This window comes from Acidibrevibacterium sp. (assembly GCF_049965395.1).
Taxonomy (GTDB): domain Bacteria; phylum Pseudomonadota; class Alphaproteobacteria; order Acetobacterales; family Acetobacteraceae; genus Acidibrevibacterium; species Acidibrevibacterium fodinaquatile.
In genome coordinates this window covers 109301-135982 of the sequence record NZ_JBMFWJ010000002.1, presented here as the reverse complement: position 1 = coordinate 135982, position 26682 = coordinate 109301, and the positions used below count along the sequence as shown (strand labels likewise).

The 26682-nt window shown below is 66.5% G+C and carries 26 protein-coding genes; 5 read left to right on the top strand and 21 right to left on the bottom strand.

What is annotated here, in order from left to right; genetic code table 11:
- The first annotated feature begins 33 nt into the window (after positions 1–33).
- Positions 34–429, top strand: coding sequence for a (R)-mandelonitrile lyase (locus ACP5M5_RS01605; RefSeq protein WP_427935087.1), 396 nt, complete (start codon positions 34–36; stop codon positions 427–429).
- 45 nt (positions 430–474) lie between these two features.
- Here the strand turns inward: ACP5M5_RS01605 and ACP5M5_RS01600 are convergent, their stop codons facing one another.
- The 5 genes from ACP5M5_RS01600 to ccmA form a co-directional block, all read right to left on the bottom strand.
- Positions 475–1641 (bottom strand): hypothetical protein, encoded by a 1167-nt coding sequence (locus tag ACP5M5_RS01600; RefSeq protein WP_427935086.1) that lies wholly within the window; start codon positions 1639–1641, stop codon positions 475–477.
- A complete protein-coding gene (locus ACP5M5_RS01595) occupies positions 1638–2999 on the bottom strand; it encodes a hypothetical protein (protein ID WP_427935085.1) in 1362 nt (453 codons plus the stop codon). The genes ACP5M5_RS01600 and ACP5M5_RS01595 overlap by 4 nt, the downstream gene beginning before the upstream one ends.
- A 90-nt stretch (positions 3000–3089) precedes the next feature.
- Positions 3090–3872 carry a short-chain dehydrogenase/reductase gene (locus tag ACP5M5_RS01590; RefSeq protein ID WP_427935083.1) on the bottom strand — a complete coding sequence of 261 codons (783 nt, stop codon included), beginning with the start codon at positions 3870–3872 and terminating at the stop codon, positions 3090–3092.
- Positions 3873–3958: 86 nt separating this feature from the next.
- Positions 3959–4624 (bottom strand): heme exporter protein CcmB, encoded by a 666-nt coding sequence (ccmB, locus tag ACP5M5_RS01585; RefSeq protein ID WP_427935082.1) that lies wholly within the window; start codon positions 4622–4624, stop codon positions 3959–3961.
- Positions 4621–5247 carry a heme ABC exporter ATP-binding protein CcmA gene (gene ccmA, locus ACP5M5_RS01580; protein WP_427935081.1) on the bottom strand — a complete coding sequence of 209 codons (627 nt, stop codon included), beginning with the start codon at positions 5245–5247 and terminating at the stop codon, positions 4621–4623. The genes ccmB and ccmA overlap by 4 nt, the downstream gene beginning before the upstream one ends.
- A gap of 111 nt (positions 5248–5358) precedes the next feature.
- On the opposite strand from ccmA, the gene acnA reads away from it, so the two are divergent.
- Positions 5359–8046, top strand: a complete 2688-nt coding sequence (gene acnA, locus ACP5M5_RS01575) for an aconitate hydratase AcnA (protein ID WP_427935080.1) — start codon at positions 5359–5361, stop codon at positions 8044–8046.
- A gap of 65 nt (positions 8047–8111) precedes the next feature.
- Positions 8112–10202 (top strand): FUSC family protein, encoded by a 2091-nt coding sequence (locus ACP5M5_RS01570; protein WP_427935079.1) that lies wholly within the window; start codon positions 8112–8114, stop codon positions 10200–10202.
- Positions 10203–10269: 67 nt separating this feature from the next.
- On the opposite strand, the gene ACP5M5_RS01565 is transcribed toward ACP5M5_RS01570, so the two are convergent.
- From ACP5M5_RS01565 to ACP5M5_RS01540, 6 genes are read right to left on the bottom strand one after another with little or no spacing between them, the layout of a single operon-like run.
- Complete coding sequence (locus tag ACP5M5_RS01565; RefSeq protein ID WP_427935077.1) at positions 10270–11925, bottom strand: NTP transferase domain-containing protein; 1656 nt, start codon at positions 11923–11925, stop codon at positions 10270–10272.
- Positions 11922–12620 carry an XdhC family protein gene (locus ACP5M5_RS01560; RefSeq protein ID WP_427935076.1) on the bottom strand — a complete coding sequence of 233 codons (699 nt, stop codon included), beginning with the start codon at positions 12618–12620 and terminating at the stop codon, positions 11922–11924. The genes ACP5M5_RS01565 and ACP5M5_RS01560 overlap by 4 nt, the downstream gene beginning before the upstream one ends.
- Entirely contained in the window at positions 12617–12955 is a 339-nt protein-coding gene (locus tag ACP5M5_RS01555) for an XdhC family protein (RefSeq protein ID WP_427935075.1), read from the bottom strand. Before ACP5M5_RS01555 ends, ACP5M5_RS01560 begins: the two co-directional genes overlap by 4 nt.
- 7 nt (positions 12956–12962) lie before the next feature.
- Positions 12963–14162, bottom strand: a complete 1200-nt coding sequence (locus ACP5M5_RS01550; RefSeq protein WP_427935073.1) for a vWA domain-containing protein — start codon at positions 14160–14162, stop codon at positions 12963–12965.
- Complete coding sequence (locus ACP5M5_RS01545; protein ID WP_427935124.1) at positions 14159–15058, bottom strand: AAA family ATPase; 900 nt, start codon at positions 15056–15058, stop codon at positions 14159–14161. Before ACP5M5_RS01545 ends, ACP5M5_RS01550 begins: the two co-directional genes overlap by 4 nt.
- A 23-nt stretch (positions 15059–15081) precedes the next feature.
- A complete protein-coding gene (locus ACP5M5_RS01540; RefSeq protein ID WP_427935072.1) occupies positions 15082–15666 on the bottom strand; it encodes an SRPBCC family protein in 585 nt (194 codons plus the stop codon).
- A gap of 109 nt (positions 15667–15775) precedes the next feature.
- Here ACP5M5_RS01540 and ACP5M5_RS01535 point away from each other — a divergent pair, with 109 nt between their 5' ends.
- The gene (locus ACP5M5_RS01535; RefSeq protein ID WP_427935070.1) at positions 15776–17035 is read left to right on the top strand and encodes a sodium:proton antiporter; all 1260 of its coding nucleotides are present in this window, start codon (positions 15776–15778) and stop codon (positions 17033–17035) included.
- Positions 17036–17092: 57 nt separating this feature from the next.
- Here the strand turns inward: ACP5M5_RS01535 and ACP5M5_RS01530 are convergent, their stop codons facing one another.
- The 3 genes from ACP5M5_RS01530 to ACP5M5_RS01520 form a co-directional block, all read right to left on the bottom strand.
- Positions 17093–17581 (bottom strand): DsrE family protein, encoded by a 489-nt coding sequence (locus tag ACP5M5_RS01530; protein ID WP_205215975.1) that lies wholly within the window; start codon positions 17579–17581, stop codon positions 17093–17095.
- A gap of 131 nt (positions 17582–17712) precedes the next feature.
- Complete coding sequence (locus tag ACP5M5_RS01525; RefSeq protein WP_427935068.1) at positions 17713–18498, bottom strand: sulfite exporter TauE/SafE family protein; 786 nt, start codon at positions 18496–18498, stop codon at positions 17713–17715.
- Between the two features lie 6 nt (positions 18499–18504).
- A complete protein-coding gene (locus ACP5M5_RS01520; protein ID WP_427935067.1) occupies positions 18505–18951 on the bottom strand; it encodes a TIGR01244 family sulfur transferase in 447 nt (148 codons plus the stop codon).
- A 186-nt stretch (positions 18952–19137) separates the two neighbouring features.
- Between ACP5M5_RS01520 and ACP5M5_RS01515 the strand changes: the two genes are divergently transcribed.
- Positions 19138–20565 (top strand): hypothetical protein, encoded by a 1428-nt coding sequence (locus ACP5M5_RS01515; protein WP_427935066.1) that lies wholly within the window; start codon positions 19138–19140, stop codon positions 20563–20565.
- 47 nt (positions 20566–20612) lie between these two features.
- On the opposite strand, the gene msrB is transcribed toward ACP5M5_RS01515, so the two are convergent.
- The 7 genes from msrB to argC form a co-directional block, all read right to left on the bottom strand.
- Complete coding sequence (msrB, locus tag ACP5M5_RS01510; protein ID WP_427935065.1) at positions 20613–21056, bottom strand: peptide-methionine (R)-S-oxide reductase MsrB; 444 nt, start codon at positions 21054–21056, stop codon at positions 20613–20615.
- 33 nt (positions 21057–21089) lie between these two features.
- Complete coding sequence (locus ACP5M5_RS01505; protein WP_427935064.1) at positions 21090–21704, bottom strand: non-canonical purine NTP pyrophosphatase; 615 nt, start codon at positions 21702–21704, stop codon at positions 21090–21092.
- A complete protein-coding gene (rph, locus tag ACP5M5_RS01500) occupies positions 21704–22441 on the bottom strand; it encodes a ribonuclease PH (protein ID WP_427935063.1) in 738 nt (245 codons plus the stop codon). The genes ACP5M5_RS01505 and rph overlap by 1 nt, the downstream gene beginning before the upstream one ends.
- A gap of 119 nt (positions 22442–22560) precedes the next feature.
- The gene (locus ACP5M5_RS01495) at positions 22561–24249 is read right to left on the bottom strand and encodes a cytochrome c3 family protein (RefSeq protein WP_427935061.1); all 1689 of its coding nucleotides are present in this window, start codon (positions 24247–24249) and stop codon (positions 22561–22563) included.
- 236 nt (positions 24250–24485) lie between these two features.
- Entirely contained in the window at positions 24486–25010 is a 525-nt protein-coding gene (locus ACP5M5_RS01490; protein ID WP_427935060.1) for a lytic transglycosylase domain-containing protein, read from the bottom strand.
- Positions 25011–25083: 73 nt separating this feature from the next.
- Positions 25084–25662 (bottom strand): gamma carbonic anhydrase family protein, encoded by a 579-nt coding sequence (locus ACP5M5_RS01485; RefSeq protein ID WP_427935059.1) that lies wholly within the window; start codon positions 25660–25662, stop codon positions 25084–25086.
- Positions 25652–26611, bottom strand: a complete 960-nt coding sequence (argC, locus tag ACP5M5_RS01480; protein WP_427935123.1) for an N-acetyl-gamma-glutamyl-phosphate reductase — start codon at positions 26609–26611, stop codon at positions 25652–25654. The genes ACP5M5_RS01485 and argC overlap by 11 nt, the downstream gene beginning before the upstream one ends.
- Positions 26612–26682 lie beyond the last annotated feature (71 nt).

Here is a 26682-nt window from a genome sequence, read left to right as displayed (position 1 = left end):
CGGTTCGGTTCCCCTAGGCGAGGAGAGATCGCGATGGAGATCAAGCGCGCCGGCGCGCAGGCCTCGGGCAAGGGGCCGGCGGACTATTTCACCGGCTCGGTGCGGATCGACCCACTGTTTTCAGCGCCCGATCCGGCGCGGGCCGCCGGCAACCTGGTGACGTTCGAGCCGGGTGCCCGCACCGCCTGGCACACGCATCCGTTTGGCCAGACCCTGATCGTGACCGCCGGCTGCGGCTGGGCGCAGTGCGAAGGGGGCGCGGTCGAGGAAATCCGCCCCGGCGATGTCGTCTGGTTTGCGCCTGGCGAGAAACACTGGCACGGCGCGACGCCAACGACGGCGATGAGCCATATCGCTATTCAGGAGCGGCGCGATGGCTCGGCGGTCGAATGGCTGGAACATGTCACCGACGCCGAGTATCGGCGTTGAGGCGCGCCCCCTACCCCGACCCTCCGAGATCCGCCGAAAATCGCATCAGAGCGTCACCCCGGGCGCGAGGGGGCGGGCGAGGCTGCCCTTGAACAGAGTAATACCCCCTGCCCGCCCCCAGTTCAGCGCCGCCGGCCCATCGACGCCGGCGAGAATGAGGCGCCGCGGATCAATGCCGCGCGGCAATCCGCCCTCGGCATAGGCCGGCTGGAAACGGAATTGCAGCAGATCAACCCCTTCCGGCCCGAGCGGAAACGCACAGAGAAGCGCACGGGTGAGGCCGCGGAGCACGATCCGATAGCCGCGAGCGCGGGCGAATTCGCGCGCGAAGCGATAGGCCGCGGGATCGGCAAGGATATCCGCCGGCCGCAGGTTGAGCAGCACTTCGCCGCGCAGCGCCGCCGGCAGCGCCCGGTCGAAGCGCAAGAACTCCGCCGACAAGATACTCTCGACGCGCAAATTGAGCGCGAAGGGCGGCGCCTCGCGAAGTTCGTCGGGGGCTGTGAACAAAGTAAGGAGTCGGCGGTCAAGAATCCGGTTGAGATAGTGGAGCAGCCAAGGTGCCGCGGTTAGGCTTCGTCCCGGCACCAGCATGGCGGCGAGATCGTCGTAGGCGAGCCCCCTCTCCTCCCATTGCCGCGCCATCCGCCCGCTTTCTTCCAGCCGCGAGATCGGGCGGCGGCGGATGAAGGAGGAGAGATCGATCTGCACCAAGTTGCGCACCAAGAGCGGCAGGAGGGCCGGATCGATCGCGCCGTGCGCTGCGGTGGCGCCGCGGGCCTGATCGCCGGCGCGCGAGGCGGGCTCGCTTTCGGCGATCAAGCGGAGCAGCATCTCGGCCGCCGCGGGAAGGCGGAAGATCTCGGCCAGCCTTTCCCATTCCGGCAGACGCTCGGGCATATCGGCGAGAAGATGGCGGATCGCCGTCAAAGCGCGATCGAGCAGATGGCCGCCCTGGCCGCGCCAGACCACCACCACCGCCTCGTTCGCAAGGCGGAAGGCGCTGGCGCGATCGGCTTCCAAAAGCGGGTCGAGGGCGGCGCGGAATAGGCGGAAATGATGCGGCTTGGCGCAAGACGGTGGCAGCAGATCGAGGCGAAGGATGAGCCCCTGGCGCTCGGTCGCTGTGGTCACGCAGGATTGCACGACGCCAGCGAGACTGTCGGCGGCGTCCGCGGTGCTGGTCCAGGCGGAGAAATTGAACGCGCTCACGCCTTGCCGCCCTCTCGCTCCGGCGGCGGGCGCGCGCCATCGAGCAAAGCCGGTTCGGCACAGCCGAAGCGGCCTTCGGGCGTGGCGGCGGCGGCGCGGGTAATGCATTGACCAAGAGAGCAATTTTGCGCCGAGGGACAGGCGAGCATGCGCGCCGCCGCCGCCATCGCCGCGGCGTGACGGCCTTGGAACAGGGAGATCCCGCGCGCCACCCCCCAGGCGAGCGCGGCCTCGTCATCGGCGCCGCGGAGCACGATTTGATCGCCGCCGAGCGGATAAAGAAGGCGGCTAACATCGCGCGCGCTCCGTTCGGCGAGCGCCGGGCTGAGATCGAGAATCAGGAAATCGGGCCCGAGCGCCGCCGGAGCGGCGCAGGCAAAGGTCTCGGCATGGATGCCATCGAGCGCGAAAAGCGCCCCGGACGTGGCGATGACGCGCCGCGCCGCTTCCAGCGTCTTGGGATCGGCGCACGCCTCCTCGAAGGCGAGAACGACAGCTAAGGCAACCCCGTTCTCCCGGCAGAGACTCGCGAGCGGCAGAAAATCCGCCGCCATCACGCCGGCGAGCGAGAGATGGAGATGAAGCGGCGGCGGGGCTTCGCCGGCCCAGGCGGAAAACTGCGCGCGATGAGGCACCGGATCGAGCGGCAGCCCGGTTCCCGCGGCGGCGATGAGGGCGGCCAGCACATCGCCGTCGAGACTGCCGAGGTGATGGCGGAGCAGCGCCGGATCGGCGTCCGTCCCGCCCGCGTCCCAGCGCGCGAGAAATGCCGGGTCGAGCCGCCAATTGCGGAACGCAAGCGTCATGCGGCCGCGCGCCAGGCGGATTCCACTTTCGCGCCGCATCAAGGCGGCGAGCGGCGGCATGTCGGGCGTCGGCGTCGGCGGTGGGTCGAGTAGCCGGCCAAAGCCGGGAGATTTTTCGGCGAGTGACGCCGGCGATGACACATGCGTGGCTTCGCTCAGTCGGCCGGCGGCATAGGCGATGAGATTCAGCGCCTCGTTTTCGAGCGACCAAAGCGAGACCAGACTTTCCGGAAACAGCCGCTCGAGGACCGCAACCAAGCCCCGCAGCGCCCGCGCATCCTCGCGGCAAAAGAGCAGGAGATCGCCGCTGCTAAGGGCGTGGATCTGACCGTCGACGCGGGAGGCGGCTTCTTCGAGCAGGGCGCGGGCGATGCGGCCGTGATAGGGGCGGCGTTCAGGCAAACGCGAGACATGCACGACCAAGGCCCGCCATCCCGACGGCCGCCGCATCACCCGCCGCACCGCTTCCAATAGCGCGCGCTCAGCCGGGAGCGATGCCACCCCCTCGCCCGTCGCCCGTTCCTCCATCGCCTGCGAGATCACCCCGCCCATCACCTCTTCGCACTGAGGCGGCGATTTTGGCAGCAAGCAATGACCGGCGGGTTAAGATTTTCCGTCCCAGTGCGGCCTGTCGCGGCGGTGTCAATGTCGGTTGGCGGCGCCGCCGTCGATGGTGACGATGGTGCCGCTGATATAGCCCGCTCGCTCAGAGGCAAGGAAGGCGGCGAGATCGGCGACTTCCCGCGCCGCCGCCATGCGCCCGAAGGGAAGGGTCTTGACCTGCGGCAATTCCTGCCAGCGATCGGGGGTTCCGAAGGCGGCGCGGCTCCAGCTTTCCACCAGCATCGTCGCGCGCTCGGTCGCGGTCAGGCCGGGATTGATGCCGACGACGCGAACGCCATCCGCCGGCGAGGCGCTGCCGAGCGCCCGGGTGAAGGCCATCAGCCCGGCATTGCCGGTGCTGCCGAGGATGTAATGGGCGTTGAGCCGCTCGCCGGCGGCGCCGATGATGTTGATGATGACGCCGGCGCGGCGCGCCGCCATGCCGGCGTAACAGGCGCGCGTGAGGTTGATAAAGCCGAACATTTTCAAATCCCACGCCGCCCGCCAGGTCGCGTCATCGATCTCGGCGAGGGTTCCGGGCGGGTTGGCGCCGGCATTGTTCACCAGAATGTCGATCTCGGGGCAGGCGCGCGCCAGCGCCTCTTGGTCTGCGGTGCGCGAGAGGTCAGCGGGATGGATCGTGATCACGATCCCTGGGTGCGCGGCGCGAAGCTCGGCCGCCGCGGCTTCGAGTGCGCTGCGATCGCGGCTCGCGAGCGCGAGCGCGCAACCCTCGGCGGCAAAAACGCCGGCGATGGCACGGCCGATCCCCCGGCTCGCCCCGGTGATCAATGCTTTCTTACCCGCCAATCCCAGATCCATTTTTAGCTCCTTGCAGATAGAAGTTTTTTGGTTCTTTTTTTCAAAAAAGAACAATCTTTCTTCTGTCTTTCTCGCGTATTTTCTCCCTACTCCGCCGCCGCGCGCAAGGCCGCCCCGGCGGCGAGCGGGGCGAGCGCAAGCAGCACCGCGAGCACTGCGAGCAAAAGCAGGAGATGCGGCCTCACCGGCAGGTGAACGGCGGCGGCGGCGGCGGCGGTAGTGCCGAAAATCAGCACCGGGACGGCGAGCGGCAAGACGAGAAGCGGCAGCAGGACGCCGCCGCGCCGCGCCCCGAGTACGATCGCCGCCCCTGCCGTCCCCAAAAGTGAAAGCGCGAGCGTCCCCGGCAATAGCCCGCCGAGCAGCACCGGCAAAATTTCCGTCCGCACGCGGAGCATGAGCGCGAGCGGTGCGGCGGCGAGCAGCAGTGGCAGGCCGGTCGTCAGCCAATGCGCGGTTGCCTTGGCGAGCGCGATGGCGGCGGCCGGGAGGCCGGAGAGCAGCCACTGGTCGAGTGCGCCGTCTTCGAAGTCGGCGCCGAACAGCCGGTCGAGCGGCAGCAGGGCGGCAAGCAGGGCTGCGACCCAGACGATGCCGGGCGCGATCCGCGCGAGTTCTTCGGGCGCCGGGCCGATTGCGAGCGGAAACAGCGTCCCGGCCAGGAAAAAGAACAGCAACGCCGCGAGCGTGTCGGCGCCGTGGCGGAGCGAAAGGCGGAGTTCTCGAACAATGAGGTGAAAAAACAGTTTCATGAAAGGAAAACTTGGGATGAATTGGGAAATGGCAGATCGTGATGCGTCGCCGCGATCACCATCCCGCCCGCGGCGCGATGCCGGTCTGAAATCGCGCCGAGGGCGGTGAGCGAGGCGTCATCGAGGCCGTTGCCAGGCTCATCGAGCAGCCAAAGCGGTGCGCGGGTAAGCAGCAGACGCGCGATCGCGAGCCTTCGCCGCTGGCCGGCGGAGAGGAAGCGCGCCGGCAGATCGGCGAGCGGCGCGAGATGGACCGCCGCCAGCGCCGCCCCGACATCGCCGCCGCCGCGCGCCCAGAATGCAAGGTTTTCGGCAACCGAAAGCCCCGGCTTCACCGCATCCTGATGGCCGAGATAGGCGAGCCTTCGGGCGTGATACGAAAGATCGGCGAGCGCATCCTCCCCGCGCCAGAGCAACGTTCCGGCGGCGGGCGGAATGAGGCCGGCGAGGACGCGGAGCAATGTCGATTTTCCGGCCCCATTCGCCCCGCGCAGCAGCAACGCGCCACCGGCGTCAAGCCGAAACGACACCCCCTCGAGCACGAGCCGTTCGCCACGAAACGCCGCGATCTGGCGGACTTCCAGCCATGCCCGATCCTCGTCCCGTGCATCTTCGCCCGCCATCCGCGCCCGCCCCCGCTTGTCGCTGCGCGGGGTATGGTCTAAGCCCGCGCCTCATGCAACGCATGCCCGTGGCGCAATGGCGCCGCACGTGGCCAAATGGAGCGAGAGCGCATGAAAACGGTCGGCCAGGACAGCCTCAAAACCCGCCGCACGCTTACGGTAGAGGGAAAATCCTACGAATATTTTTCCCTCCCCGAAGCGGCGCGAGCGCTTGGCGACATCTCCCGGCTTCCGGTCACGCTCAAGATTCTGCTCGAAAACATCCTCCGGTTCGAGGACGGCAAGTCCTATACCGTCGATGACGCCAAGGCGATCGCGGGCTGGCTGGAAAATGCCCATTCCGAGCGCGAGGTGCCGTTCCGCCCGGCGCGCATCCTGATGCAGGATTTCACCGGGGTTCCCGCCGTCGTCGATCTCGCGGCGATGCGCGACGGCATCACCCGGCTCGGCGGCGATCCCGCCCGTGTCAACCCGCTGGTGCCGGTCGATCTCGTGATCGACCATTCGGTGATGGTCGATGTCGCCGGCCGTGCCGACTCGCTTGCGCGCAACGTCGCGATCGAGTTCGAGCGCAATGGCGAGCGCTATGAATTCCTCCGCTGGGGCCAGGAGGCGTTCAGCAATTTCCGCGTCGTTCCGCCCGGCACCGGCATCTGCCATCAGGTCAATCTCGAATATCTCGCGCAAGGGGTGTGGACCGCCGAGGCCGAGGGCAAACATGTCGCCTATCCCGACACGCTCTATGGTACTGACAGTCACACGACGATGGTCAACGGGCTTGGCGTGCTCGGCTGGGGGGTTGGCGGCATCGAGGCCGAGGCGGCGATGCTCGGCCAGCCGATCGCGATGCTGATCCCCGATGTCGTCGGCTTTCGCCTCACCGGCCGGCTCCGCGAGGGCATGACGGCGACCGATCTCGTCCTCACCGTCACCGAAATGCTGCGCAAAAAGGGCGTGGTCGGCAAATTCGTCGAATTCTACGGCCCTGCCCTCGATCATCTGCCGCTCGCCGATCGCGCCACCATCGGCAACATGGCGCCGGAATATGGCGCGACCTGCGGCTTCTTTCCGATCGACCGGGTGACGCTCGATTACATGCGTCTCACTGGCCGCGATCCGCACCGGCTCGCCCTCATCGAGGCCTATCTCAAGGCGCAAAACATGTGGCGCGACGAGACTGCGCCTGAGCCAAAATTCTCCACCACGCTGGAGCTTGATCTCGGCAGCGTCGTTCCCTCGCTCGCCGGGCCGAAGCGGCCGCAGGATCGGGTCGCCCTCGACAAGGCCGCCGGCGCGTTTTCGGCGGAATTGGTCAAGAATTTTGCCGTGAGCGCCGAGCAGGCGGCCAAAAAGGTCAAGGTCGCCGGCAAGAATTACGAGATCGGCCATGGCGACGTCGTCATCGCCGCGATCACCAGCTGCACCAACACCTCCAATCCCGCGGTGATGATCGCCGCCGGGCTGGTTGCGCGCAAGGCCCGTGCGCGCGGGCTTGCGCCAAAACCCTGGGTGAAAACCTCGCTCGCGCCCGGCTCGCAGGTGGTCACCGAATATCTCAAAAGCGCCGGGCTCGACGCCGATCTCGACGCGCTCGGCTTCAACACCGTCGGCTATGGCTGCACCACCTGCATCGGCAATTCCGGCCCGCTCGAGGACGCGATCGCCAACGCGATCGAAGACAACAAGCTGGTCGCGGTCTCGGTGCTCTCGGGCAACCGCAATTTCGAGGGCCGCGTGCATCCCAATGTGCGCGCAAATTACCTCGCAAGCCCGCCGCTGGTGGTCGCTTATGCCCTTCTCGGCACGATCGGCGACGATATCACGACGGCGCCACTCGGGACGGGGTCAGATGGCAAGCCGGTCCATCTCCGCGATGTCTGGCCGAGCAACGCGGAGATCGCCGAAGCGATCGCGCAGCATGTGACGCGGGAGAAATTCGTCGCCCGCTATAGTGACGTCTTCAAGGGGCCAGAACAGTGGCAGCGCATCAAGGTCGCCGCGCACGAGGCGACCTATCGCTGGAACGACCGTTCGACCTATGTCAAGAATCCGCCCTATTTCAAGGACATTAGCAAGACGCCGCCCGGCGTTGCAGACATCAAAGGCGCGCGCGCGCTGGCAATTTTCGGCGATTCCATCACCACCGATCACATCAGCCCGGCCGGCAGCATCAAGAAATCCTCCCCCGCTGGCGAATATCTGCTGACCCATCAGGTGCGTGAGGCGGATTTCAATTCCTATGGCGCGCGGCGCGGCAATCATGAGGTGATGATGCGCGGCACCTTCGCCAATATCCGCATCAAGAACGAGATGCTGCCCGGCGTTGAAGGTGGCTATAGCAAGCATTTCCCCTCCGGCGAGCAGGCGCCGATTTATGATGTCGCCATGCGCTATGCCAAGGAAAACGTGCCGCTCGTGGTTTTCGGCGGCAAGGAATACGGCACCGGCTCCTCGCGTGACTGGGCGGCGAAGGGGACGATGCTGCTGGGCATCCGCGCCGTCATCGCCGAGAGCTTCGAGCGCATCCATCGCTCCAATCTCGTTGGCATGGGCGTCCTGCCGCTCACCTTCAAAGACGGCATGGATCGCAAGGCCTTAAAGCTCACGGGTGAGGAAACCTTCGATCTCCTCGGGCTTGATGCGCTTCGCCCGCGCATGGATCTGACGCTCAAGATCCATCGCCCGAACGGCACGACCGACGAGGTCGTGCTGCTCTGCCGCGTCGATACCGCCGATGAGGTCGCGTATTGCCGCCACGGCGGCATCCTCCCTTACGTTCTCCGCGGCATGGCGGCCTGAGCCGGCGCGTTTCGATGCGGCGGCCCGGGTTCCTCGCGAATCTGGGCCGTTTTCGGCTCAGCGCGTTGCCGGGCGCCGATCTCAGCCGGCTGCCGATCGCGCTTGATCTGCGCGCAATCAGCATCGCCGAAGGGGTCCGCGCGGCGCTCGCCGTTGCTGTCATCGTCGCACTTTCCGGCTGGCTCGCCGCGCCCGGGCTGATGCAGGCGGCGCTGGCGGCGCTTTTTACCTGCATGTGCGACCCTGGCGGGCCGGTCAGCCGGCGGGTGCCGGCGCTGCTCAGTTTCACCTTTCTCGGCGCCGCAACGCTCTGTGGCTTCGGGTTTCTCCGCGCCTTCGGCTATGCGGCGATCCCGTTTGCCTGCTTTGCCGTGTTCGCGTTCAGCTTCGCCCGTATCTACGGCCAGGCGGCGCAGCAGGTCGGCGCGCTCGCAACCGTCGTCCTGGTGCTCGCCCTCGATCGCCCCTGGCCGGACGCCGCGACGGCGTTCGCGAGCGCCCTTCTGTTCATCGCCGGCGGGCTCTGGGCGGTGCTGCTCACGCTGGTGATCTGGCGGCTCCATCCCTATCGCCCGACGCGGCGGGCGGTCGCGGAGATCTATCGTGCGCTTGCTCTCCTCGCCGCCGATCTCCGCCGCGTGCTCGCCGAGAGCGACACCGCCGCGTGGGACGCGCATGCGCGGGCGCATCGGCGCCTGGTGCGGGACGCGATCGAACAAGCGCGCGGCGTCGTGCTCGCAACGCTCCGCCAGCGCGGCGCGCAAAGCCCACGCGCGGCCCAAAGCCTGATCCGGCTGGAAGCGGCGGAGCAGATCTTCGCCGCCCTCATCGCCCTCGATGACATCCTGCAATCGGCACGCGAGCCGGCACGGCGGCAGGCAGCCGCGAAGCTGCTTCGCCGCGTTGCGCCGCTGCTCGCGACCCTGGCGCGCGGCATCGTTCGTGATCGCATCACCGCCCCAACCCGCATGGCGCAGGTGATCGCGGCATTGCCGGCGCCGGTCGCTGGCCTCGCGCCTGACGATCCGATCCGCCGCATCGCCACCGCCATCGTCGATCGCCTGACGATCGCGCTCACCGTCACCCTCCCGGCCGGCCTCAACCCCGGCGCGACGGCAGACGGCTCCACGCCGCCGCTTCTTGTGCGCATCCGGGCCCCGCTGGTTGCTAATTTCGCAACCGATTCAGCAGCGCTTCGCCACGCGCTACGCACCGCCCTGGTCGCGGCGCCGGCGCTCGCGATCACCTTCTTCCATGGCGGCTCCTATCAGCATTGGTTGACCATCACGCTGGTTTTAACCATGCAGCCTTATTTCGCGGTCACGCTGCAGCGGGCGCTCGAGCGCATCGCCGGCACCGTCATCGGCGGTTTCCTCGCCTCCCTCCTCGCGCTTGTGCTCCATTCGCCTTGGCAGCTCGCCGCCGCCCTGTTTCCGCTCACCATCGCCGCGATGGCGGTCAGGGTCGCGAGTTTCGGGCTCTATATCATGCTGCTGACGCCGCTCATCGTGCTGCTCCTGGAAATCGGCCATGCCGGGACGAGCGGCCTCGAGATCGCCATCATGCGGGCGGTTTATACGCTGCTCGGCGGGCTGCTCGCGGTGGCCGGCGTGCTGGTCTTGTGGCCGAGCTGGGAGCCCGAACGTGTCCGGGGCGAGCTTGCCGCAGCACTCTCCGCCCATGCCCGCTATGCCGAGGCAACCCTCGCATTTCTGCTCGCCGAGGCGGGCGAAGCGCACGTGGAAGCGGCGCGACGGGCGGCGGGAATCGCCTCCAACAATCTGGAGGCGTCCCTTGCCCGGGCGCTGCATGAGCCGCATCGTCGCCAACGCGCGCGGCTGGAGACAGCACTCCTCGCCGATGCCGCGCTGCGGCGCCTGGCCGGGCGGCTCGCGGCGATGCGCCTGGCCGCCGCGCCCATCGCCGCCGCCGACCACCCCACACTGGCCGCTTGGCGCGCGTGGATCGGGCCGGCGCTCGATGCACTCGCCGCTGGCGCCATCCCCGCCACGCCGGCACCGTACCCACCGAACGATCCCACCCTCGCCGAAGCCCTCGGCCGCATCGCCCGCCAGATCGATCTCATCGCCGGCGCCCGGCGGCGGGCAAGCGCTTCTTTTTCTGAAGAAAAAGAAGCAAAAAGACTTTTGTCCTGACGTCGCGGCGTCGACACCACCCAACGGGGAAAAGTTTTTTGGTTCTTTTTTCAAAAAAAGAACAATTCTATCCTGACACAACGATTGGCCGCAGCCGTTCGGGTAGCCCAGCCAGGCTTTCGACGGTGTCGAAATCGCGCAGCACCGAGTCTTCCGGGAGATCGACCTCGACGATCGCTTCGGGATGGGCGTCGAGCAGGCGCCGCGCCCCGCCATCGCCGCTGAGGGCGGCGATTTCGCCAAAAAACCGCCGGTCCCAGAGCATCGGGTTGCCCCTGCGGCCCTCATGGACGGGCACCGCGATCAGCCGCCCTGCGTTAGGGTCGTAGGCCGCGAGCAGCCGCTCGATCACTCGCGCCGTCACCAGCGGCATGTCGCCAAGGCAGACCAGTGCCGCCTGCGCCTCGTCCGGCAGCGCTTTGATCCCGGCGCGGAGGCTGGCGGCGAGCCCCTCGGCGTAATCGGCGGCGGGAACGAACGTGACCGGCCGCCCGGCGAGCGCCGCCTTGATCTCCTCGGCGCGGTGGCCGACGACGACGAGGATCGGCCGCGCCGGCGACGACAGGAGATTATCGACGACGCGCGCGATCATCGGCTTCGCCGTTCGATCGGGCAGCAAAAGCTTGTGATGCGGCGCCATGCGCGACGATTGCCCGGCGGCGAGCACAATCGCGGCGATCATCGGCCGGCGCGGCGCGGCGGTGGCGGGCGGCGGCACCGCCTTGGCGCGCGGCAGCGGGCGGGCGCTGATATCTTTCAGCAGGCCACCGACGCCAAGCCGCGTCACCGTCTCCGCCCCAACATCGAAGCCGGCGGCGAGACGGCGGAGCACGAAGTCGATGCCGTTTGGCTTCGGGCTGCCGGCGCAACCGGGAAGCACCAGGGCGGGCTTGTCGCCAATGCGGCCGACGCAGATGAGATTGCCGGGATCGACCGGCATGCCGAAATGGCGAATCTCGCCGCCCACCCGCACGATCGCCGCCGGCCCGACATCGCGGCGATCGACCACCGCCGAAGCCCCGGCGATCAGCAGCAGATCGGCATCCTGGGCGAGGAGCGCGCGCAGTTCCTCGGCGATTGCGGCTTCCTCGTGCCGGCAGCGGCGCGGCGGCAACAGGCCGCCGCCAAGCCCGGCAACCCGCGCCGCGGTCGCGGCGATGGTGTTTTGCGCAATGCTTTCCTTGAGTCCGGGCAATTCGGTGAGCACCAGCCCGACCTTAAGCGGGCGGAACGGGTGAACCGCGAGCATAGGCCCGGCGTCCCGCGCCAACGCTTCGACCTGGGCGAGTTTTTCTTCGGCAACCGCAAAGGGAATGATTTTTACCGTCGCCACCATGTCGCGCGGCGCAACCTCGGTCGCGTCCGGCAGGGTGCCCAGCGTCAGCGCCTCATCGACGGCGTTCAGCCGGTCGATGGCGTCACGATCGGCGGTGAAAAGCCCGTGGACATCGGCGCTGAGATTGACCCGGCCGGTGCCGGCGCGGCTAGCGACGATCCCCGGCGCCACGAGCGCTCGCGCAAGCCGGTTCGCCGCCTCGTTCTCGCCGACATCGCCGGGCTCAAGCCGGGCCGCGACCACCGATGCGTAGCCGGCCTCGCGCAAGGTCGCGACGGCCGCGGCATCGAGCATTGTGCCCTTTTTGATGACCCGGGCGGGCAGACGCAGCGTGTGTGCGAGAATTGCTCCCTCAGCCTCGCTCAGCGGCACACCGCCGAAAATCACGCCGCCACCTTTTGCCCCATGGCCGCGCCGCGCCGTACCGCGACGATTTCGGCGAGAATGGAGAGCGCGATCTCGGATGCCGTCACCGCTTCGATGGCGAGCCCGACCGGGCCGTGGATACGCGCGAGCGTGGCCTCGTCATGGCCGAGTTCGCGCAGGCGCTTGAGCCGTGCCGCGTGGGTTTTGCGTGAGCCCAGCGCGCCGATATAGAACGCCGGCGAGCGAAGCGCCGCGTCGAGCGCCGGGTCGTCGAGCTTGGGATCATGGGTCAGCGTCACCACAGCGCTTCTGGTGTCGGGCGCAAACGCCGCCATCGCCTCGTCCGGCCAGGCGGTGGTGATCTCGACGCCGGGAAAGCGCTCCTTGGTCGCGAACGCGCCGCGCGGGTCGATCACGGTGACGCCAAAGCCGAGCCCCGCCGCCATCGGCGCCAAAGCCTGCGCGATATGAACGGCGCCGACGATGGCAAGACGCGGCGGCGGGTTATAGACATGGAGGAACCAGCTTTCGCCGCCGAGCACCACCGGCCCTGAGACATCGTCTTTGAGCGCGCGCGCCGCTGCCTCGGCCAGGGCGGGCGGGGCAGCCGGATCGGGAAGCAGACGCTGCATGCCGTCGGGCAGGCGGGTTGCCAGAACCACCGGGCGCTTTGCCGCCCGCGCCGCTTGCACAGCGGCGAGCAGCGCCGGGGTCATGCCAGGGCCTCGACGAAGACTTTGACCTTGCCGCCGCAGGCGAGGCCAACTTCCCAGGCACGCTCGTGGGTTACGCCAAAATCGAGGAGGCGTGGCACCCCGCTCGTGATCGTCTCGCGCGCCGCTTCCGCGACCGCGCCTTCGATGCAGCCGCCACTCACCGAGCCCGCCATGCGGCCGCTGGCGGTGATCGCCATCTGGCTGCCCGCCGGGCGCGGCGAGGAGCCCCAGGTTTCGGTGACCGTCGCCAGCGCCACTTTTTCGCCGGCGGCGTGCCAGCTTGCGGCGATCGCCAGGATATCCTCCACCGGCTCGATCTGAGTGATTGGGTTCATTTTTACCTCACGAGGCCAAAGCCATGATCCGCTCGCGGGCGGGCGCCGGGCGGGACAAGAGGTCGATCAGCGCGCGCAGGCTCGCGAGATTATGCACCGGACGAAACTCATCGACATAGGGCAGCATCGCCCGCATACCTTGAGATTTGGGTTGAAAACCCTCCCAACGCAACAGCGGATTGAGCCAGATCAGCCGCCGGCAAGAGCGATGGAGGCGGTCCATGTTTTCGGCGAGCCCGATGGCGCCGTCACGGTCCAACCCATCGGTCACCAGCAGCACGATCGCCCCCTGCCCCAGCACGCGCCGCGCCCAGCGGCGGTTGAAGATGGCGAGCGCCTCGCCGATCCGCGTCCCGCCCGACCAATCCGGCACCACATGAGCGACCATCTGAAAGGCGACCTCGGCATCGCGGTAACGCAATTGCCGGGTGATGTTGGAAAGCCGCGTTCCGAACAAAAACACCTGCACGCGCTCGCGCGCATTGCTGACGGCGTGAAGAAAATGCAACAAAATCTGGGCATAGCGCGCCATTGATCCAGAAATGTCGCAGATCACGACGAGCGGCGGCGGGCGCTCGACGCGGCGCGCGCGGGCAAGCGAGAGGATTTCCCCGCCCTGGCGCAGGCTGGTCCGCAAGGTCGCGCGGAGATCGGTCTCGCTGCCCAGCGGGTCGGCGCGGCGGCGGCGGGTGCGGCGGGCATCGAGGGGGAGGACGAGGCGGCGGATTTCACGCTTGGCGAGCGCGATCTCCTCGGCCCCCATGGCCTCGAAATCCATCGCCTGCAGCCGCTCGGCGGCGTTCGCGGTGAGCACCGCATCGAGGCGGGGCGGCTCGTCCTTCGGCTCGGGCGCCTGATCACGCGGGCGGGCGAAGGCTTCGGCGACGCGGCGGGCCGCCGGCGCGGGTTTGCGCTCGATCTCCTTGCGCTTTTCCATCAGCGTCATGGCGAGCGCGTGGCGGGCGGCGGTGGCGTCACGCCAGAACAGCGCGAAAGCTTGGTCGAAAATCTCGCGGTGTTCGCGCCGATGCACCATCGTCGCCGCGAGCGCCGCTTTCGCCTCGGCCTTGGCGCCGAGATCGATCCGGGTCAGCGCTTCTGCCGCAGCCAGCGTCTCGGCCGGGCCGACCGGCAGGCCGGCGCGGCGGAGCAGGCGCGCGAACTCAGCGACGTTATCGACCAATCGGCCTGGCGGCGCCGCGCTCATCGCGTCGCCGCCGTATCCTTCGCCTCGGCCACCAGGCGGGCTGCCTCGGCGCCGCGAATCTTGCTGATATCATCTTGATATTTCAGCAAAACGCCTAGCGTTTCATCAACCGCGTCGGGGGTCAGTGCGTGCTGATCGAGGGTGCGGAGCGCGCTCGCCCAATCGATCGTCTCGGCAACCCCGGGGAGCTTGAACAATTCCTCGCCGCGCAGGCGCTGGACGAAGGCGACGACCTGGGCGGCGAGCAGCCCGGGCACCTCCGGCGCCTTGCGGGCGAGAATTTCCCGCTCGCGCGCGGCATTGGGGTAATCGACCCAATGATAGAGACAACGGCGGCGGATCGCGTCATGAACCTCGCGGGTGCGGTTCGAGGTGATGACGACCGGCGGCGGCGAACTCGCGCGGATGGTGCCGTATTCGGGCACGGTGATCTGAAAATCGGCGAGCAGTTCGAGCAAAAATGCCTCGAACGGTTCGTCCGCGCGATCCAGCTCGTCGATTAGCAGCACGGCGGGCGGCAAAGACGGGTCGATCGCCGAGAGCAGCGGCCGCTCGCGCAGGAATTCGCGGCCATAGATCGAGCGCGCGAGGAGATCGCGATCGGTCTCGCCCGACGCCTCGGCAAGGCGGATCGCCATCAATTGCCGGGCATGATCCCATTCATAGGCCGCCGCTTGGAGATCGAGCCCGTCATAGCATTGCAGCCGCACCAGCCGCCGCCCGAGCCCCTCGGCCAACACTTTGGCGATCTCGGTCTTGCCGGTGCCGGGCTCGCCTTCAAGGAACAGCGGCCGACCCATGACGAGGGCGAGATGGACAGTGGTTGCGAGATCGGCGTCGGCGACATAGCCACCGCGCGCCAAAAGCGCCATGGTCGCCGCGACATCGTGCGGCATGGCGGTGCGGGCGAGATCGGCCACTAGAGGAGAGATCCGAACAGAAGCAGAAGGATTGCCAAGAAAATGACGCCGCCGATCCAGGCGACCAAGGGCAGCCCCATGGCCTCGCGCGGCAGCGCTGGTGCGGGCGCCGCCGCGGCCGCTTCGGGGGTTTCTGCGGTTTCCGGCGGTGTCAGATGGGCGGTGAAACGGTTAAAAAACTGATCGGCCATGGATTTCGCGGTCGCATCGATCAGCCGCGCGCCGAGCTGCGCGATCTTGCCGCCGACCTGGGCATTGACCTCATAACGGAGCAGCGTCGCATCGCCATCGGGTTCGAGACGCACCTTGGCGCCGCCCTTGGCGAAGCCGGCGACACCCCCCTGCCCTTCGCCGCCGATGGTATAGCCGTTCGGCGGATCGATATCGGAAAGCTGCACCTTGCCGGTGAAACGCGCCGCGATCGGGCCGATCTTCACCGATGCCGTCGCCTTCATCTCGGTCTCAGAGGTTTTTTCCAGGCTCTCGCAGCCCGGAATGGCGGCTTTCAGCACCTCCGGATCATTGAGCGCCGCCCAAACCGTCTCGCGTGAGGCGGGGATGCGCCGCTCGCCCGTCATATCCATTGGGTTTTGTCCATCACGTTGGTCACGTTCGTCACTTTCATCGCAGTGTCATCCGGCCGGTGCATCGGCCCGGTTGCGCGGCGCAAACGTTACTTGCACCCTCTCCACCATGCAACCGCCACCCCTCCTCGAAGCCCTGCCATTCGCCGGGCTGCTGCTTTCGATCGCGCTGTTGCCGATGCTGGCGCCGCGATTCTGGCATCGCCGGCTCGGTGCGATCGCCGTGTTCTGGAGCTTGGTTTTTCTCCTTATCCTCGCCGTCCATGACGGGCTGGGCGCGGCTTTCGCCGAAGGCTGGTCGGCGTTGCTCACCGAGTATCTGCCATTCGTCAGCGTGCTGCTCGCGCTTTATGCGACAACCGGCGGCATTTTGATCCGCGGCGGTCCTGGCGGCACGCCGGCGAGCAACACCGTCTGGCTCGCCGCCGGCACCCTGCTCGCCGGGGTCATCGGCACCACCGGCGCGTCGATGGTGCTGATCCGCCCCTTGCTGCGCGCCAATGCGCACCGGGCGCAGAAGATCCATATCGTGATCGCCCTCATTCTGCTCATCGGCAATGCCGGTGGCGCCTTGTCACCGCTCGGCGATCCGCCGCTTTATCTCGGCTTCCTCCAGGGCGTGCCGTTTTTCTGGCCGCTCCGCCATCTCGCTTTGCCGCTCTTGTTTTTTGCCACCCCGGTGCTTGCCGGGTTCTACCTTCTCGATCGGCGCTCGGCGCGGGCCGCGCCGCCGCCCGAGCCGCGCGGGCGGCTCCGGCTTCGCGGGCGCTGGCATCTCGTGTTGATCGCGCTCATCAATCTCGCCGTCCTAGGGCAAGCGATCTGGCATCCGGGCACCGTGCGGCTGTTCGGCGCTGCGATCGGCGGCGAGCGGCTGGCGGCCAGTCTGCTATTCCTCGCGCTCGCCGGGCTTGCCTCCGCGATCACGCCGCTTGCCGTGCGCGAGGCCAATCTCTTCGAATGGGCGCCGCTCGTCGAGATCGCGAAATTGTTCCCCGCGATTTTCATCACCATTACGCCGGTGCTGGCGCTGCTCGCGACGCGGACGCAAACGCCGCTTTCCGCAACCGCCAATTTCTGGGGCAGCGGCCTCGCCTCGGCGTTTCTCGACAATGCGCCGACCTATCTGATCTTTTTCCGCCAAGCGGGTGGCGAGGGCCTGCCGCCCGATGACGCGCTCCGCGCCATCAGCGCCGGCGCGGTGCTGTTCGGCGGGCTCACTTATATCGGCAACGCGCCGAATATGATGATCCGCACCGTCGCCGCCCAGCGCGGGATCAGGATGCCGCGGTTCTTCGGCTATACCGGGCTTGCCGCCCTCGCTCTCGCACCGGCGCTCGGGCTCGTCTGGGCGGTGTTTTTCCGCTGAGCGTCGCGAGCGGGTGCGCGGTCGGGGCAGGGGTCACCCCCTGCCCTTCTTTCCCACTCAGGGATGGATATAAACGTAGCCCATGCCTTGCAGGCGCGCGAGTTCGGCAACGCCGCTCGGCACCAGATCCCCTTCCTTCACGCCATAAAGCGTATGCCAGTCGATATGGCGCTCAGCGAGGGTTCTGCCGCAGATCAGGAATTTCACCCCATCGGCCTTGAGGGCGTCGATGCGTTTGGCGAGATCGGCGTCCTGGTTCGCGAGCTGGAACAGGATCAGCCCGTCGCCGTGATCGACCACCCGCACCTCGATATGATCCTTGCCCACCGCGTTGACGTGGTTGCGAATATTGGTGAGCAGCTTGCGGAAATAGGCGGCATTGTCGGGCGTGCCGCCGTCATTGTGATAGACGACCTTTTGATCCTTGTAATAGCCGGGCGGCGGCGTCAGCTGCGCGTGCCCCTGGCCGGTCGCAAGGACGAGGCCGAACGCCGCGAGCACGAGGCCGAGGGCGAGCGGACGAAGCTGGGAAAAAATCTGTCGCAAGGCGTTTCTCCTTTGTCATCGGTTTATCCCGATAGCGGCAACAAGACACGGAAAGCCGCTGATATCAAACGAAAGGTTTCACTTGGATCAATCACTTTATTCGATTGATCGCCGCAACCTCATCGGGCCGTTCATATCCAGCCGGCGGCGCGGCCGGCGCGCATGAGAAGATAGACCCCGACCACCAGCACGATCGCCGCAAAAACCCGGCGCAAAGCGGAGCGCCGCGCCGCGAGATGGCGCGCAAGGAGAAGGCCGAGCAGGCCGCCGCCGACGCCACCGGCGATGAATTCGGCCGCGACCCCCCAGGCGACGAGGCCGGAGAGCGCGTAATTCACCGCCGCCGTCAGGCCGAAACTGCCAACCGAGAGCAAGGACGAGCCGACTGCCTCGATCATGCTGAGATTGGTCGCGAACAAAAGGCCGGGGACGATGAGGAAGCCGCCGCCGATGCCAAAAAACCCGGACAACAGGCCAACGCCGAGCGCCGTCGCAACAAGCCGCGGCAGTTCATGGGCGAGCGGGCGGGGCTGCGCCTCGGCCGGCGCCGCCCGCTGATCGCGGAGCGCGAGCACGCCGACCACCAGCATTAAAAGCGCGAATAGCGCCAGCAACCGCTCGCCATCGAAAGCCTTGCCGAGGGTCGAGCCGAGCGCCGCGCCGAGCGCGCCCACCAGCGCGAAAATGGCAGCGCGGCGCCAGCGCACATGGCCGGCGCGGGCGTGGCTCACGAGATTGGCGAAGGCATTGACCGCGACCGCCAAGGCCCCGGTGCCGATCGCCTGATGCGGCGGCAGACCGACGACGGCGAGCAGCAAGGGGGTCGCGAGAATCGAGCCGCCGCCGCCGATCAGCCCGAGCACGAAGCCGACCACGGCGCCGCACAGGACCGCGAGCGCCGGTTCGGGGCCGAGCACGCGCGATCAGGCTTTTTTAGCGCCGTGCCCGAGTCGGGCGCTATGATGATCGACAGCCGCGCGAAGATCGAAACCGTGTGTGCTTGCCGCGGCGCAGGCTTCATCCACGGTCATTTTCCCCGATTGCACCTGATGCAGCGCCCACAGCAGCGCCGAGCGCGTGCCCGAGCGGCAATGTGCATGCACCGGTCCCGACGCGCTTTCCAGCACTTCGCCGAAACGTTTCACCGCCTCGGCCGGGATCTCGGCGGTGGTGATCGGGATGTGGTGATAGTCGAGCCCGTGTTTGGCTGCGAGCTTGGCGGCCTCGGCCGCCGGTATCTGCCCGGGATCCTCGTTGTCGGGGCGGTTGTTGATCACCGCCCGCACCCCGGACGCCGCCAGATGCGCGTAATCCTCGGGGGCGATCTGGGCTGAGACGCTTAATTTGTGGTGGATTTTCTTCGCTTGCACGAAACCGCTCCTTTGGATTTTGGCATCATATCACTCGGCAATGTGGCGCGCAGGCCGGCAAAGGTCAAAGGCCTGGTTTCGCCGGAACGTGATGTTAAATTCCCGTAAAATACCCATCTCCCTGCTTGCTTTGTGGCGGCGGCGCGCCAAAACCTAGGACGACGCCAATTTTTAGGAGCGCTTACGATGTCCGGAACCGTAAATGGGGCCAATCTGATCATTCCCTATGACAATCAGGGCGATTCGGTCACGATCCCGTTTACCAGCGCCAATTCGGCGAATTACGTCAATCAGACCTTCGTCTCGCCGATTGAGAATTTTTCCTCGACGCAGCAATCGGATTTCATTGACAATCCAAATGAGATTGCCCTTGGCCTGCCCAATCCGTCCGAGCCAACGGCGCTTTTTGCCGATTTTCAAACGCCCGGCCTCTCGACGCTCGATCTCTCCACCCAGAACGTCTATGCCGTGGTGAATGCGAGCACGGTGCCGGTAACGATCAACGATTCCGACCCTTCGCTGCAATACATCGTCAACTCCAACGCCGGCACAACGTTGAGTGTCAACGGGGCGACTGGCGAGGCGGCTTTCGCCGGCGGCGATAATCTGGTGCAGACCGGCACGACCGGCATCGAAGGCTGGTATTTCGATTTCGAGGGCGGCGTGAACACTATCGTTGCCGCCGATGGCAACAACACCATCACCGGCAGCGCCCAATCCAATCTCATGTTCCTCGGCTCGGGTCAAAACATCATCTATTCGGAAGGCGCCGATACCATCGTCGGCACCAGCGTCGCGGGCAGCGCCGGCGCCGAGACGGTGCAAGCGATCGGCAACGCGCTCGCGTTCGGCAATAGCTCGGCCCTCACCTTCATCAATGGCTCGCCGAGCAATTCCAGCCTCCCTGGCGGCACCGGCACGGTGGTTGGCGGCTCTGGTGCGCTCAGCGTGTTCGGCGCGACCGGCAATGTCACCGCGTTTGGCGGCACCAGCAGCAATGAAGAACTGGTCGGCGGCACCGGCGGCAACAATGCGCTCGTCGCGCAAAGCGCCGATGACATCGTTTATGGCGAGGGGTCTGGCAATATCATCGTCGCCGGGCCGAACGCCACCGCGAGTACGCTGGTCGGGAGCGCGAGCGGCACCAGCTATATGTTCGGCAATCAAAACGCGACCGGTAATCTCTTCGGCGGGGCAACGAACGCCACTGACGCCACCAACTGGGTCATTCCCGTTGCCGGCAGCAACACCATCATCGGCGGCAATAGCGATACCGATACGAGCTATATTTTCGCCGGTTCCGGCAATAACACCATCTATGGCAGCGCCGGAATCGATTACGTCCAGGTTGGAAGCGGCACCAGCACGATTTACGATTCGAGCGGCTACACGCTAATCGGCTTCGTCAATGGCCAATCCGGCGGCACGGTCGATATCAACGGCTTCAATCCGGCGAATGCGGGGTTGGTGTTGAACGGCTATGCGAGCGGCACGGCGACCAATGCCGTCGCCAGCGCGACGGTCGCCAATGGGTCAACGTCTTTCACCCTTCCCGATCACACACAGGTGACCTTGGTCGGTTATACCGGCCTTACCCACGCGGCTTTCGTGTAAAAGTTTTTTGGTTCTTTTTTTATAAAAAAGAACCATGCTTTGCCTTTCTATGTTTTTTCCCCTTGCGGCACGAACTGCAGGGCGGCGCCGTTCATGCAGTAGCGAAGGCCGGTCGGCGCCGGGCCGTCTTCGAAGACGTGGCCGAGATGGCCGCCGCAGCGCGCGCAGTGGGTTTCGGTCCGAGTCATGAATAGGCTGCGGTCCTCGCGGACGCCGACGGCGTTTTCGGCGATCGGGGCGAAGAAGCTTGGCCAGCCGGTGCCGCTCTCGTATTTCGCCGCCGAGGAAAAAAGTGGCGCGCCGCAGCCAGCGCAGAGGAAGGTGCCGGGGCGCTTTTCGGCGTTTAGCGGGCTGGTGCCGGCGCGCTCGGTCGCGTGTTCGCGCAAGACCGCGTATTGCGCCGGGCTCAGAGCGGCACGCCAGGCTTCCGGCGATTTCTCGACCGGGAATTTTTCGGCCACGGTCTTTGCGGTGGCAAACGGATTTTTCATCGCCTCACCTCCTGGTCTGGGATTCCCCGCAGCTTACTCCGAAAACACTGCCGCGAGGAGGGCCGCGAAGGCCCGCGCGCGGTGGCTCGCGTCATGTTTGCGGGCTGGCGCCATTTCGCCATAGGTCTCGTGCTCGCCAAGGGGGATGAACATCGGATCATAGCCGAAGCCGTTGGCACCGCGCGGCGGCCAAACGGCATGGCCCTCGACGCGGCCGAGAAAAGTCGCGGTCTCGCCATCCGGCCAGGCGAGCGCCAGCGCGCAGGAAAACCACGCTCGCCGGTCCTCGGCCGCGCCCAGCTGGCGGTTGATCTCGGCCATGGCGGCGGCAAAATTTTTCTCTGGCCCAGCCCAACGCGCCGAGTGAACGCCGGGCGCGCCACCCAGGGCCGCGAGCGAGAAGCCCGAATCATCGGCCAGAGCCGGCAAACCGCTCGCGAAAGCCGCCGCTTGCGCCTTGAGCCGGGCGTTGCCGGTGAAATCTGGCGCGGTCTCCTCGGGCTCGGGAAGCCCCAAATCGCCGGCGGACACCAAATCGACGCGCGGCGTTCCGTCCGGCGCACGCAGCAAGGCGGCGATCTCGACGAGCTTGCCTTGGTTGTGGCTCGCAAGCACGAGACGGGCACCAGGTGCGAGGTGACGGGCCATCAGCCGAGCACGGCGCGCTGGCGGGCGAACAATTCCGCCGTGCCCGCACGGGCGAGGTTGAGAAGGGCTGTCAGCTCAGCCTCCGAAAACGGCTTTCCCTCGGCGGTCGCCTGCACCTCGACGAGACCACCCTGATCGGTGAGGACGAAATTGGCGTCGGCCTCGGCGGTCGAGTCCTCGGCATAATCGAGATCGAGCACCGGCTCGCCGGCGACGATGCCGCAGGATACCGCCGCGACCTGGCCAAGGAGCGGCGACGCCTTGATCACACGCAGGCGCTCGAGATGGCGCAGCGCCAGCGCCAGCGCGACATAGCCGCCGGTGATCGCAGCACAACGGGTGCCGCCATCGGCGTTGAGGACGTCGCAATCGATGGTGATCGTCATCTCACCGAGGACCGCGCGATCGACAACGGCGCGAAGCGCGCGGCCGATCAAGCGCTGGATCTCCTGGGTGCGGCCGGATTGCTTGCCGCGCGCCGCCTCACGGTCGCCACGGGTGTGGGTCGCGCGCGGCAGCATGCCGTATTCCGCCGTCACCCAGCCCTGGCCGCTGCCGCGGAGAAAACCCGGCACCCGGCCTTCGACGCTGGCGGCGCACAAAACCTCGGTTCCGCCGACGCGAATGAGACAGGAGCCCTCGGCGTGGCGGGCGAAGCCGGGCTCGAGCGAGACTGGCCGCAAGGCGTTCGCAGGCCGCGCGGTGCGCGGTGCGGCGGAATGAGGCTCGGCGTTCATGATCGGTCTTTCAAAATGGTGCTCATGGGCGCGGGTTATAACCTCCGCCGGCGGAATCTCCATCCTGCTGTTCCAAGCGCGACACCGCCCGTTCGCAAAGACGGCAGTAAGAGCGAACGCTATGGGGCATCGCGCCAGGGAGAACGATCTTGCCAATGGTCAAGCTCGGTTTGCGCCCAGGTGACGGTTTTGTCAGTGTGACAGAGCGTGCAAGGATTAGGCGTGCCAAGCGCCTCTGTGACCGCAGGCGGAATGAACCGAAATGTGTGCGCATGCACCATGATCGCATCGCCCAGTTGGCGCTCGATCGCCGGCATGTGACAGGCGGTGCAGGCGCTGCCCGCGCTATCGGGGCGATGATGCGTGTGGGCTGAGATCGTCTCCGCATGGGGACCATTCTGGGTATTCGCGCCATGGCAGGAAAGGCACAAATCATTGCCCTTGGCGCGCAGCATCGATGGGTTGTCGCTGCCGTGCGGATCATGACAGGAAAAGCACGTCACGCCGCGCCGGTACATCAAGCTTTGGACGAAATCGTTGCCCTGCATGCGATTTTTATGCGCCGTGCCATCGGCAAAAAAATAAAAATCAGTGACGCCAGGATGGCGCCGTTCCAGCCGCCAGACATCGGCGAGCCGTTTGCCCACCGTAAAACCGACCGGCCAGTCATAATACTGCCCGGCGATCGGATTATCGCGCGGGCGTCCCTGCGAGTGACATTGGATGCACGTATCGTCGGCGGCGAAGGCATCGAGCCGCGCCGGGTTGATGATCGTCTCGCGCCTAGGGTCGGCAAGATGGCGGCTGCCAGGTCCATGACAACGCTCGCAGCCGACATTCCATTCGGTGACCGTATGGGTCTGAATATCGTAATTCACCGAATGACAACCATCGCAGAGTGGCCCGGTTGGCCGCTTGAAATTGTCCGGCGGATAAAGCGTCGCCCACCAATCCTCATCTTCGGCAACGAAATATTTCAGCCAACGCTGGTGGACGATGTCCCACTGCACCGGCAGGACATAATAATCATCACCGATTTTCTTGAAAAAGCGCTGCTTCCAGCGGCTGCCATAGACCAGATCGGCATCCCCGAGGGCAGGTTTCATCACCGCCGGAGCGGAGGCGAGATCGGCGATGACGGCACTGGGCGATGCGCGCGGATCGCTCACGACATGCGCCATGCGGGTCTTGTTCCAGCGCGCGAAGATATCGCGATGGCACGATGCGCAAGCGGCGGAGCCCACATAATGCGGAGGTTCGGTGGCCGCCGCCTTGGCTTTTGCGACAGTCTGCGCCGCCACGGTACGCGGCAAAATCGCCGTCACCGGCAGATGGCGGATGAATAAAATGGTCTGCCAAATCGCCGGCTCCGGCAAATCCCACGCCGGCATGCCGGTGTAGCGAATGCCGTTGCGGATATGATAAAACAGCTCGCCATCACTTTGCGCCGCGATGGACGGGCCGCCAAGAGGCGGAACGGGAGGATATTCGCCTCTCCCGATGGTGTTTGCACCGCTACCATCATAGGCATGGCAGATCGCGCAGTGGCGCTGAAAAATCTGCGCCCCCGCGGTGATATTCTCCGCGGTTGCCGGCAGTGGGTTGGCCCGCAGCGCCTCTTTCGCGGGCACGCTCGCGCGCAAAAGCCACGATGCGATGGCGATTTCGGAGGCGGGCGGCACTGAACGCGCGGAGGAGAACCCGGGCAGGATGAGCCGATCCACGCCCCACCCGGCGAGCACGAGCAAAATGCCGGCAAGGGCGGCGACGATGATGGTCCGGCGAAATCGGGCGACGATCCTTCCCATCCAAATCTTTCCCGGGAGGCTCTCCTCCGCCACGGATCAGGGGCAACTGTTGGGTTATCCCAACCTTGAAGCGCGCGCCGCGCGTGGTCAATTCTGGCCCATGGCCTGGCCCAAAAGCGCCGGGGAGGCGGAAGACGCGCCAAACCCGCGGCATTCGCTCTTGCGTCTTCGACGCTTACGGCACGATTTTCGACTTCGCCTCGCCGGCGCTGCCTGCGCCCCGTGTTTGAGGTCTATCAGGGCGAGGCGGCGGGACTGATATAGGCGCGGGTCTCGTTGGGGAGCGGCACGCCCTCTTTGAGATGCGCGGCCACCCGCTCTGGCCCGGCATTATAGGCGGCGAGCATGTTCTTTTCCCCCACCGCGTCGCGCATCTCCCGGAGATAAGCGGCGCCGGCGAAGATATTGTCACGCGGGTTGAAGGGGTCGGCGCCGAACCCGTATTGCCGCCGGAGCTTGGCATAGGTCGCCGGCATGAGCTGCATCAGCCCGCGCGCGCCGGTCGTCGAAACCGCTCGCACCCTGCCGCGTGATTCCTTCTTGATGACCGTGCGGATAATTTGTTGCGGAATGCCGAACCGCGCTGAAGCCTGCTCGATATAGGGGCCCCACGGATCACCGGGCGGGCCGGGCGCGGGGTAGCCATCATAGAGGCGAAGCCCGGTGGTGGGCACCGGCGCCCGGCTTGCGCAGGCAGCGAGCAGCCCGAGCAAAGCAAGGAACGTGACCGCCCGCAACACCGGCAACAGGGGCCGGATCATCCACTCCTCCCACGTGACACTCAAAGCGATAGCCGATCCCAAGCGGCGCGTGAGGACATAATCATGTGACGGCTTATCCCACCGGGCGCAGACCGGCGCGAAAACGCGCGGCGAGGCGCGCGTAATGCACCGCCGTCCGGTCCCAGAGGGCGCGTTCCTCAGCATCCATGACCCGCTTCAGCCGCGCTGGCGACCCGGCCCAAAGCTCCATCGGGCCGATGCGTTTTCCCGGGGCAAGCAGCCCACCGGCGGCAAGCATCCCGCCGGCCTCGATCACCGCGCCGTCCAGCACCGTCGCGCCCATGCCGACAAAGGCGCGGGGTTCCAGGGTGCAGGCGTGGATGATGGCGGCATGGCCGATCGAAACGTCGTCGCCGATCAGGGTCGCGAACGGCGTGCCGTTGGCCTCACCGCTATTGACATGGATGATGGTGCCGTCCTGGATATTGCAACGCGCACCGATGCGGATGGCGTTGTCGTCGCCGCGCAGCACGCAGTGGAACCAGACGCTCGAGTGCGGCCCGATTTCGACGTCGCCGATGATCACGGCGCTGGGCGCGATCCAGGCTTCGGGGTGAATGCGCGGGGTGACGCCGTCGAGGCTGTAGATCACCCCCTGCTCGTCTTTATTTGCCAGAAAATCAGCGCACATGACCGAGTTCCTTCTCCGTCGTGGCAGCGGTAGCGAGGCCGAGCATCAGCCGCGCATTCTCGACCGCCGACCCCGAAGCCCCTTTGCCGAGATTATCGAGCCGCGCGACCAAAACCGCTTGGCGATGCCCCTCATGGGCAAAAACCATCAGCTCCATGCGATCGCTGTCCGCCAGGGTTTCGGCGGCGATTTTTTCGCCTGCCGCCTCCGGCACTGTGATCAGCGCCGCCCCGCGGTAATGCGCGGCAAGAGCCGCACGAAGATCGCCGCCCGCCGGCCGCCCGGGCAGTTCGTCGAGAAAGAGCGGGATCGAGACCAGCATGCCTTGGCGGAAATGCCCGACCGAGGGGACGAAAATCGGCCGGCGCGTAAGCCCCGCATAGCGCAGGATTTCCGGCACGTGCTTGTGTTCGAGCCCAAGGGCGTAAAGCGCGAAGGCGGGGCCGCCGGCCGCCTCATGGGCTTCGATCATCGTCCGGCCGCCGCCGGAGTAGCCGGAAACGGCGTTGATCGTAAGAGGTTGATCGGGCGCGATCAGCCCGGCCGCGATGAGCGGGCGCAGCAGGGCAATGGCGCCGGTCGCATAGCAGCCGGGATTGGCGACACGGGGCGCCTCGGCGATCGCGCGCGCCTGCCCGCCGGTGAGTTCGGGAAAGCCATAGACCCAGCCGGGCGCGATGCGATGCGCGGTGCTGGCATCGAGGAGGCGCGGCGCGCTCGCCCCGAGCCCCTCGGCCAGCGCCACCGCCTCGCGCGCGGCGGCGTCGGGGAGACAGAGAATGACGAGATCGGCCGCCGCCATCGCCGCTTGCCGCGCGGATAGGCTTTTGCGTTCGCGCTCCGGGAGATGGAGCAGCGTGATCCCCGCGAGCGCTTCCAGCCGGGCGCGGATGCCAAGACCCGTGGTTCCCGCCTCGCCATCGATGAAAACGGTTTTGCTGGCCATCATCTCGCCCATCATGATTATCCCGATCACCGCCATCGAAGGCCGAAGCAGCGGGGAAGGCAAGCCCAAACCGG

Bases quoted from the DNA above. Each gene is read 5' to 3' on its own strand.
- ACP5M5_RS01605 (WP_427935087.1), top strand. From the start codon at position 34: ATGGAGATCAAGCGCGCCGGCGCGCAGGCCTCGGGCAAGGGGCCGGCG.
- ACP5M5_RS01595 (WP_427935085.1), bottom strand. From the start codon at position 2,999: ATGGGCGGGGTGATCTCGCAGGCGATGGAGGAACGGGCGACGGGCGAG.
- ACP5M5_RS01590 (WP_427935083.1), bottom strand. From the start codon at position 3,872: ATGGATCTGGGATTGGCGGGTAAGAAAGCATTGATCACCGGGGCGAGC.
- ccmB (WP_427935082.1), bottom strand. From the start codon at position 4,624: ATGAAACTGTTTTTTCACCTCATTGTTCGAGAACTCCGCCTTTCGCTC.
- ccmA (WP_427935081.1), bottom strand. From the start codon at position 5,247: ATGGCGGGCGAAGATGCACGGGACGAGGATCGGGCATGGCTGGAAGTC.
- acnA (WP_427935080.1), top strand. From the start codon at position 5,359: ATGAAAACGGTCGGCCAGGACAGCCTCAAAACCCGCCGCACGCTTACG.
- ACP5M5_RS01560 (WP_427935076.1), bottom strand. From the start codon at position 12,620: ATGACCCCGGCGCTGCTCGCCGCTGTGCAAGCGGCGCGGGCGGCAAAG.
- ACP5M5_RS01555 (WP_427935075.1), bottom strand. From the start codon at position 12,955: ATGAACCCAATCACTCAGATCGAGCCGGTGGAGGATATCCTGGCGATC.
- ACP5M5_RS01550 (WP_427935073.1), bottom strand. From the start codon at position 14,162: ATGAGCGCGGCGCCGCCAGGCCGATTGGTCGATAACGTCGCTGAGTTC.
- ACP5M5_RS01545 (WP_427935124.1), bottom strand. From the start codon at position 15,058: ATGCCGCACGATGTCGCGGCGACCATGGCGCTTTTGGCGCGCGGTGGC.
- ACP5M5_RS01540 (WP_427935072.1), bottom strand. From the start codon at position 15,666: ATGGATATGACGGGCGAGCGGCGCATCCCCGCCTCACGCGAGACGGTT.
- ACP5M5_RS01535 (WP_427935070.1), top strand. From the start codon at position 15,776: ATGCAACCGCCACCCCTCCTCGAAGCCCTGCCATTCGCCGGGCTGCTG.
- ACP5M5_RS01515 (WP_427935066.1), top strand. From the start codon at position 19,138: ATGTCCGGAACCGTAAATGGGGCCAATCTGATCATTCCCTATGACAAT.
- msrB (WP_427935065.1), bottom strand. From the start codon at position 21,056: ATGAAAAATCCGTTTGCCACCGCAAAGACCGTGGCCGAAAAATTCCCG.
- ACP5M5_RS01505 (WP_427935064.1), bottom strand. From the start codon at position 21,704: ATGGCCCGTCACCTCGCACCTGGTGCCCGTCTCGTGCTTGCGAGCCAC.
- rph (WP_427935063.1), bottom strand. From the start codon at position 22,441: ATGAACGCCGAGCCTCATTCCGCCGCACCGCGCACCGCGCGGCCTGCG.
- ACP5M5_RS01495 (WP_427935061.1), bottom strand. From the start codon at position 24,249: ATGGGAAGGATCGTCGCCCGATTTCGCCGGACCATCATCGTCGCCGCC.
- ACP5M5_RS01490 (WP_427935060.1), bottom strand. From the start codon at position 25,010: ATGATCCGGCCCCTGTTGCCGGTGTTGCGGGCGGTCACGTTCCTTGCT.
- ACP5M5_RS01485 (WP_427935059.1), bottom strand. From the start codon at position 25,662: ATGTGCGCTGATTTTCTGGCAAATAAAGACGAGCAGGGGGTGATCTAC.
- argC (WP_427935123.1), bottom strand. From the start codon at position 26,611: ATGATGGCCAGCAAAACCGTTTTCATCGATGGCGAGGCGGGAACCACG.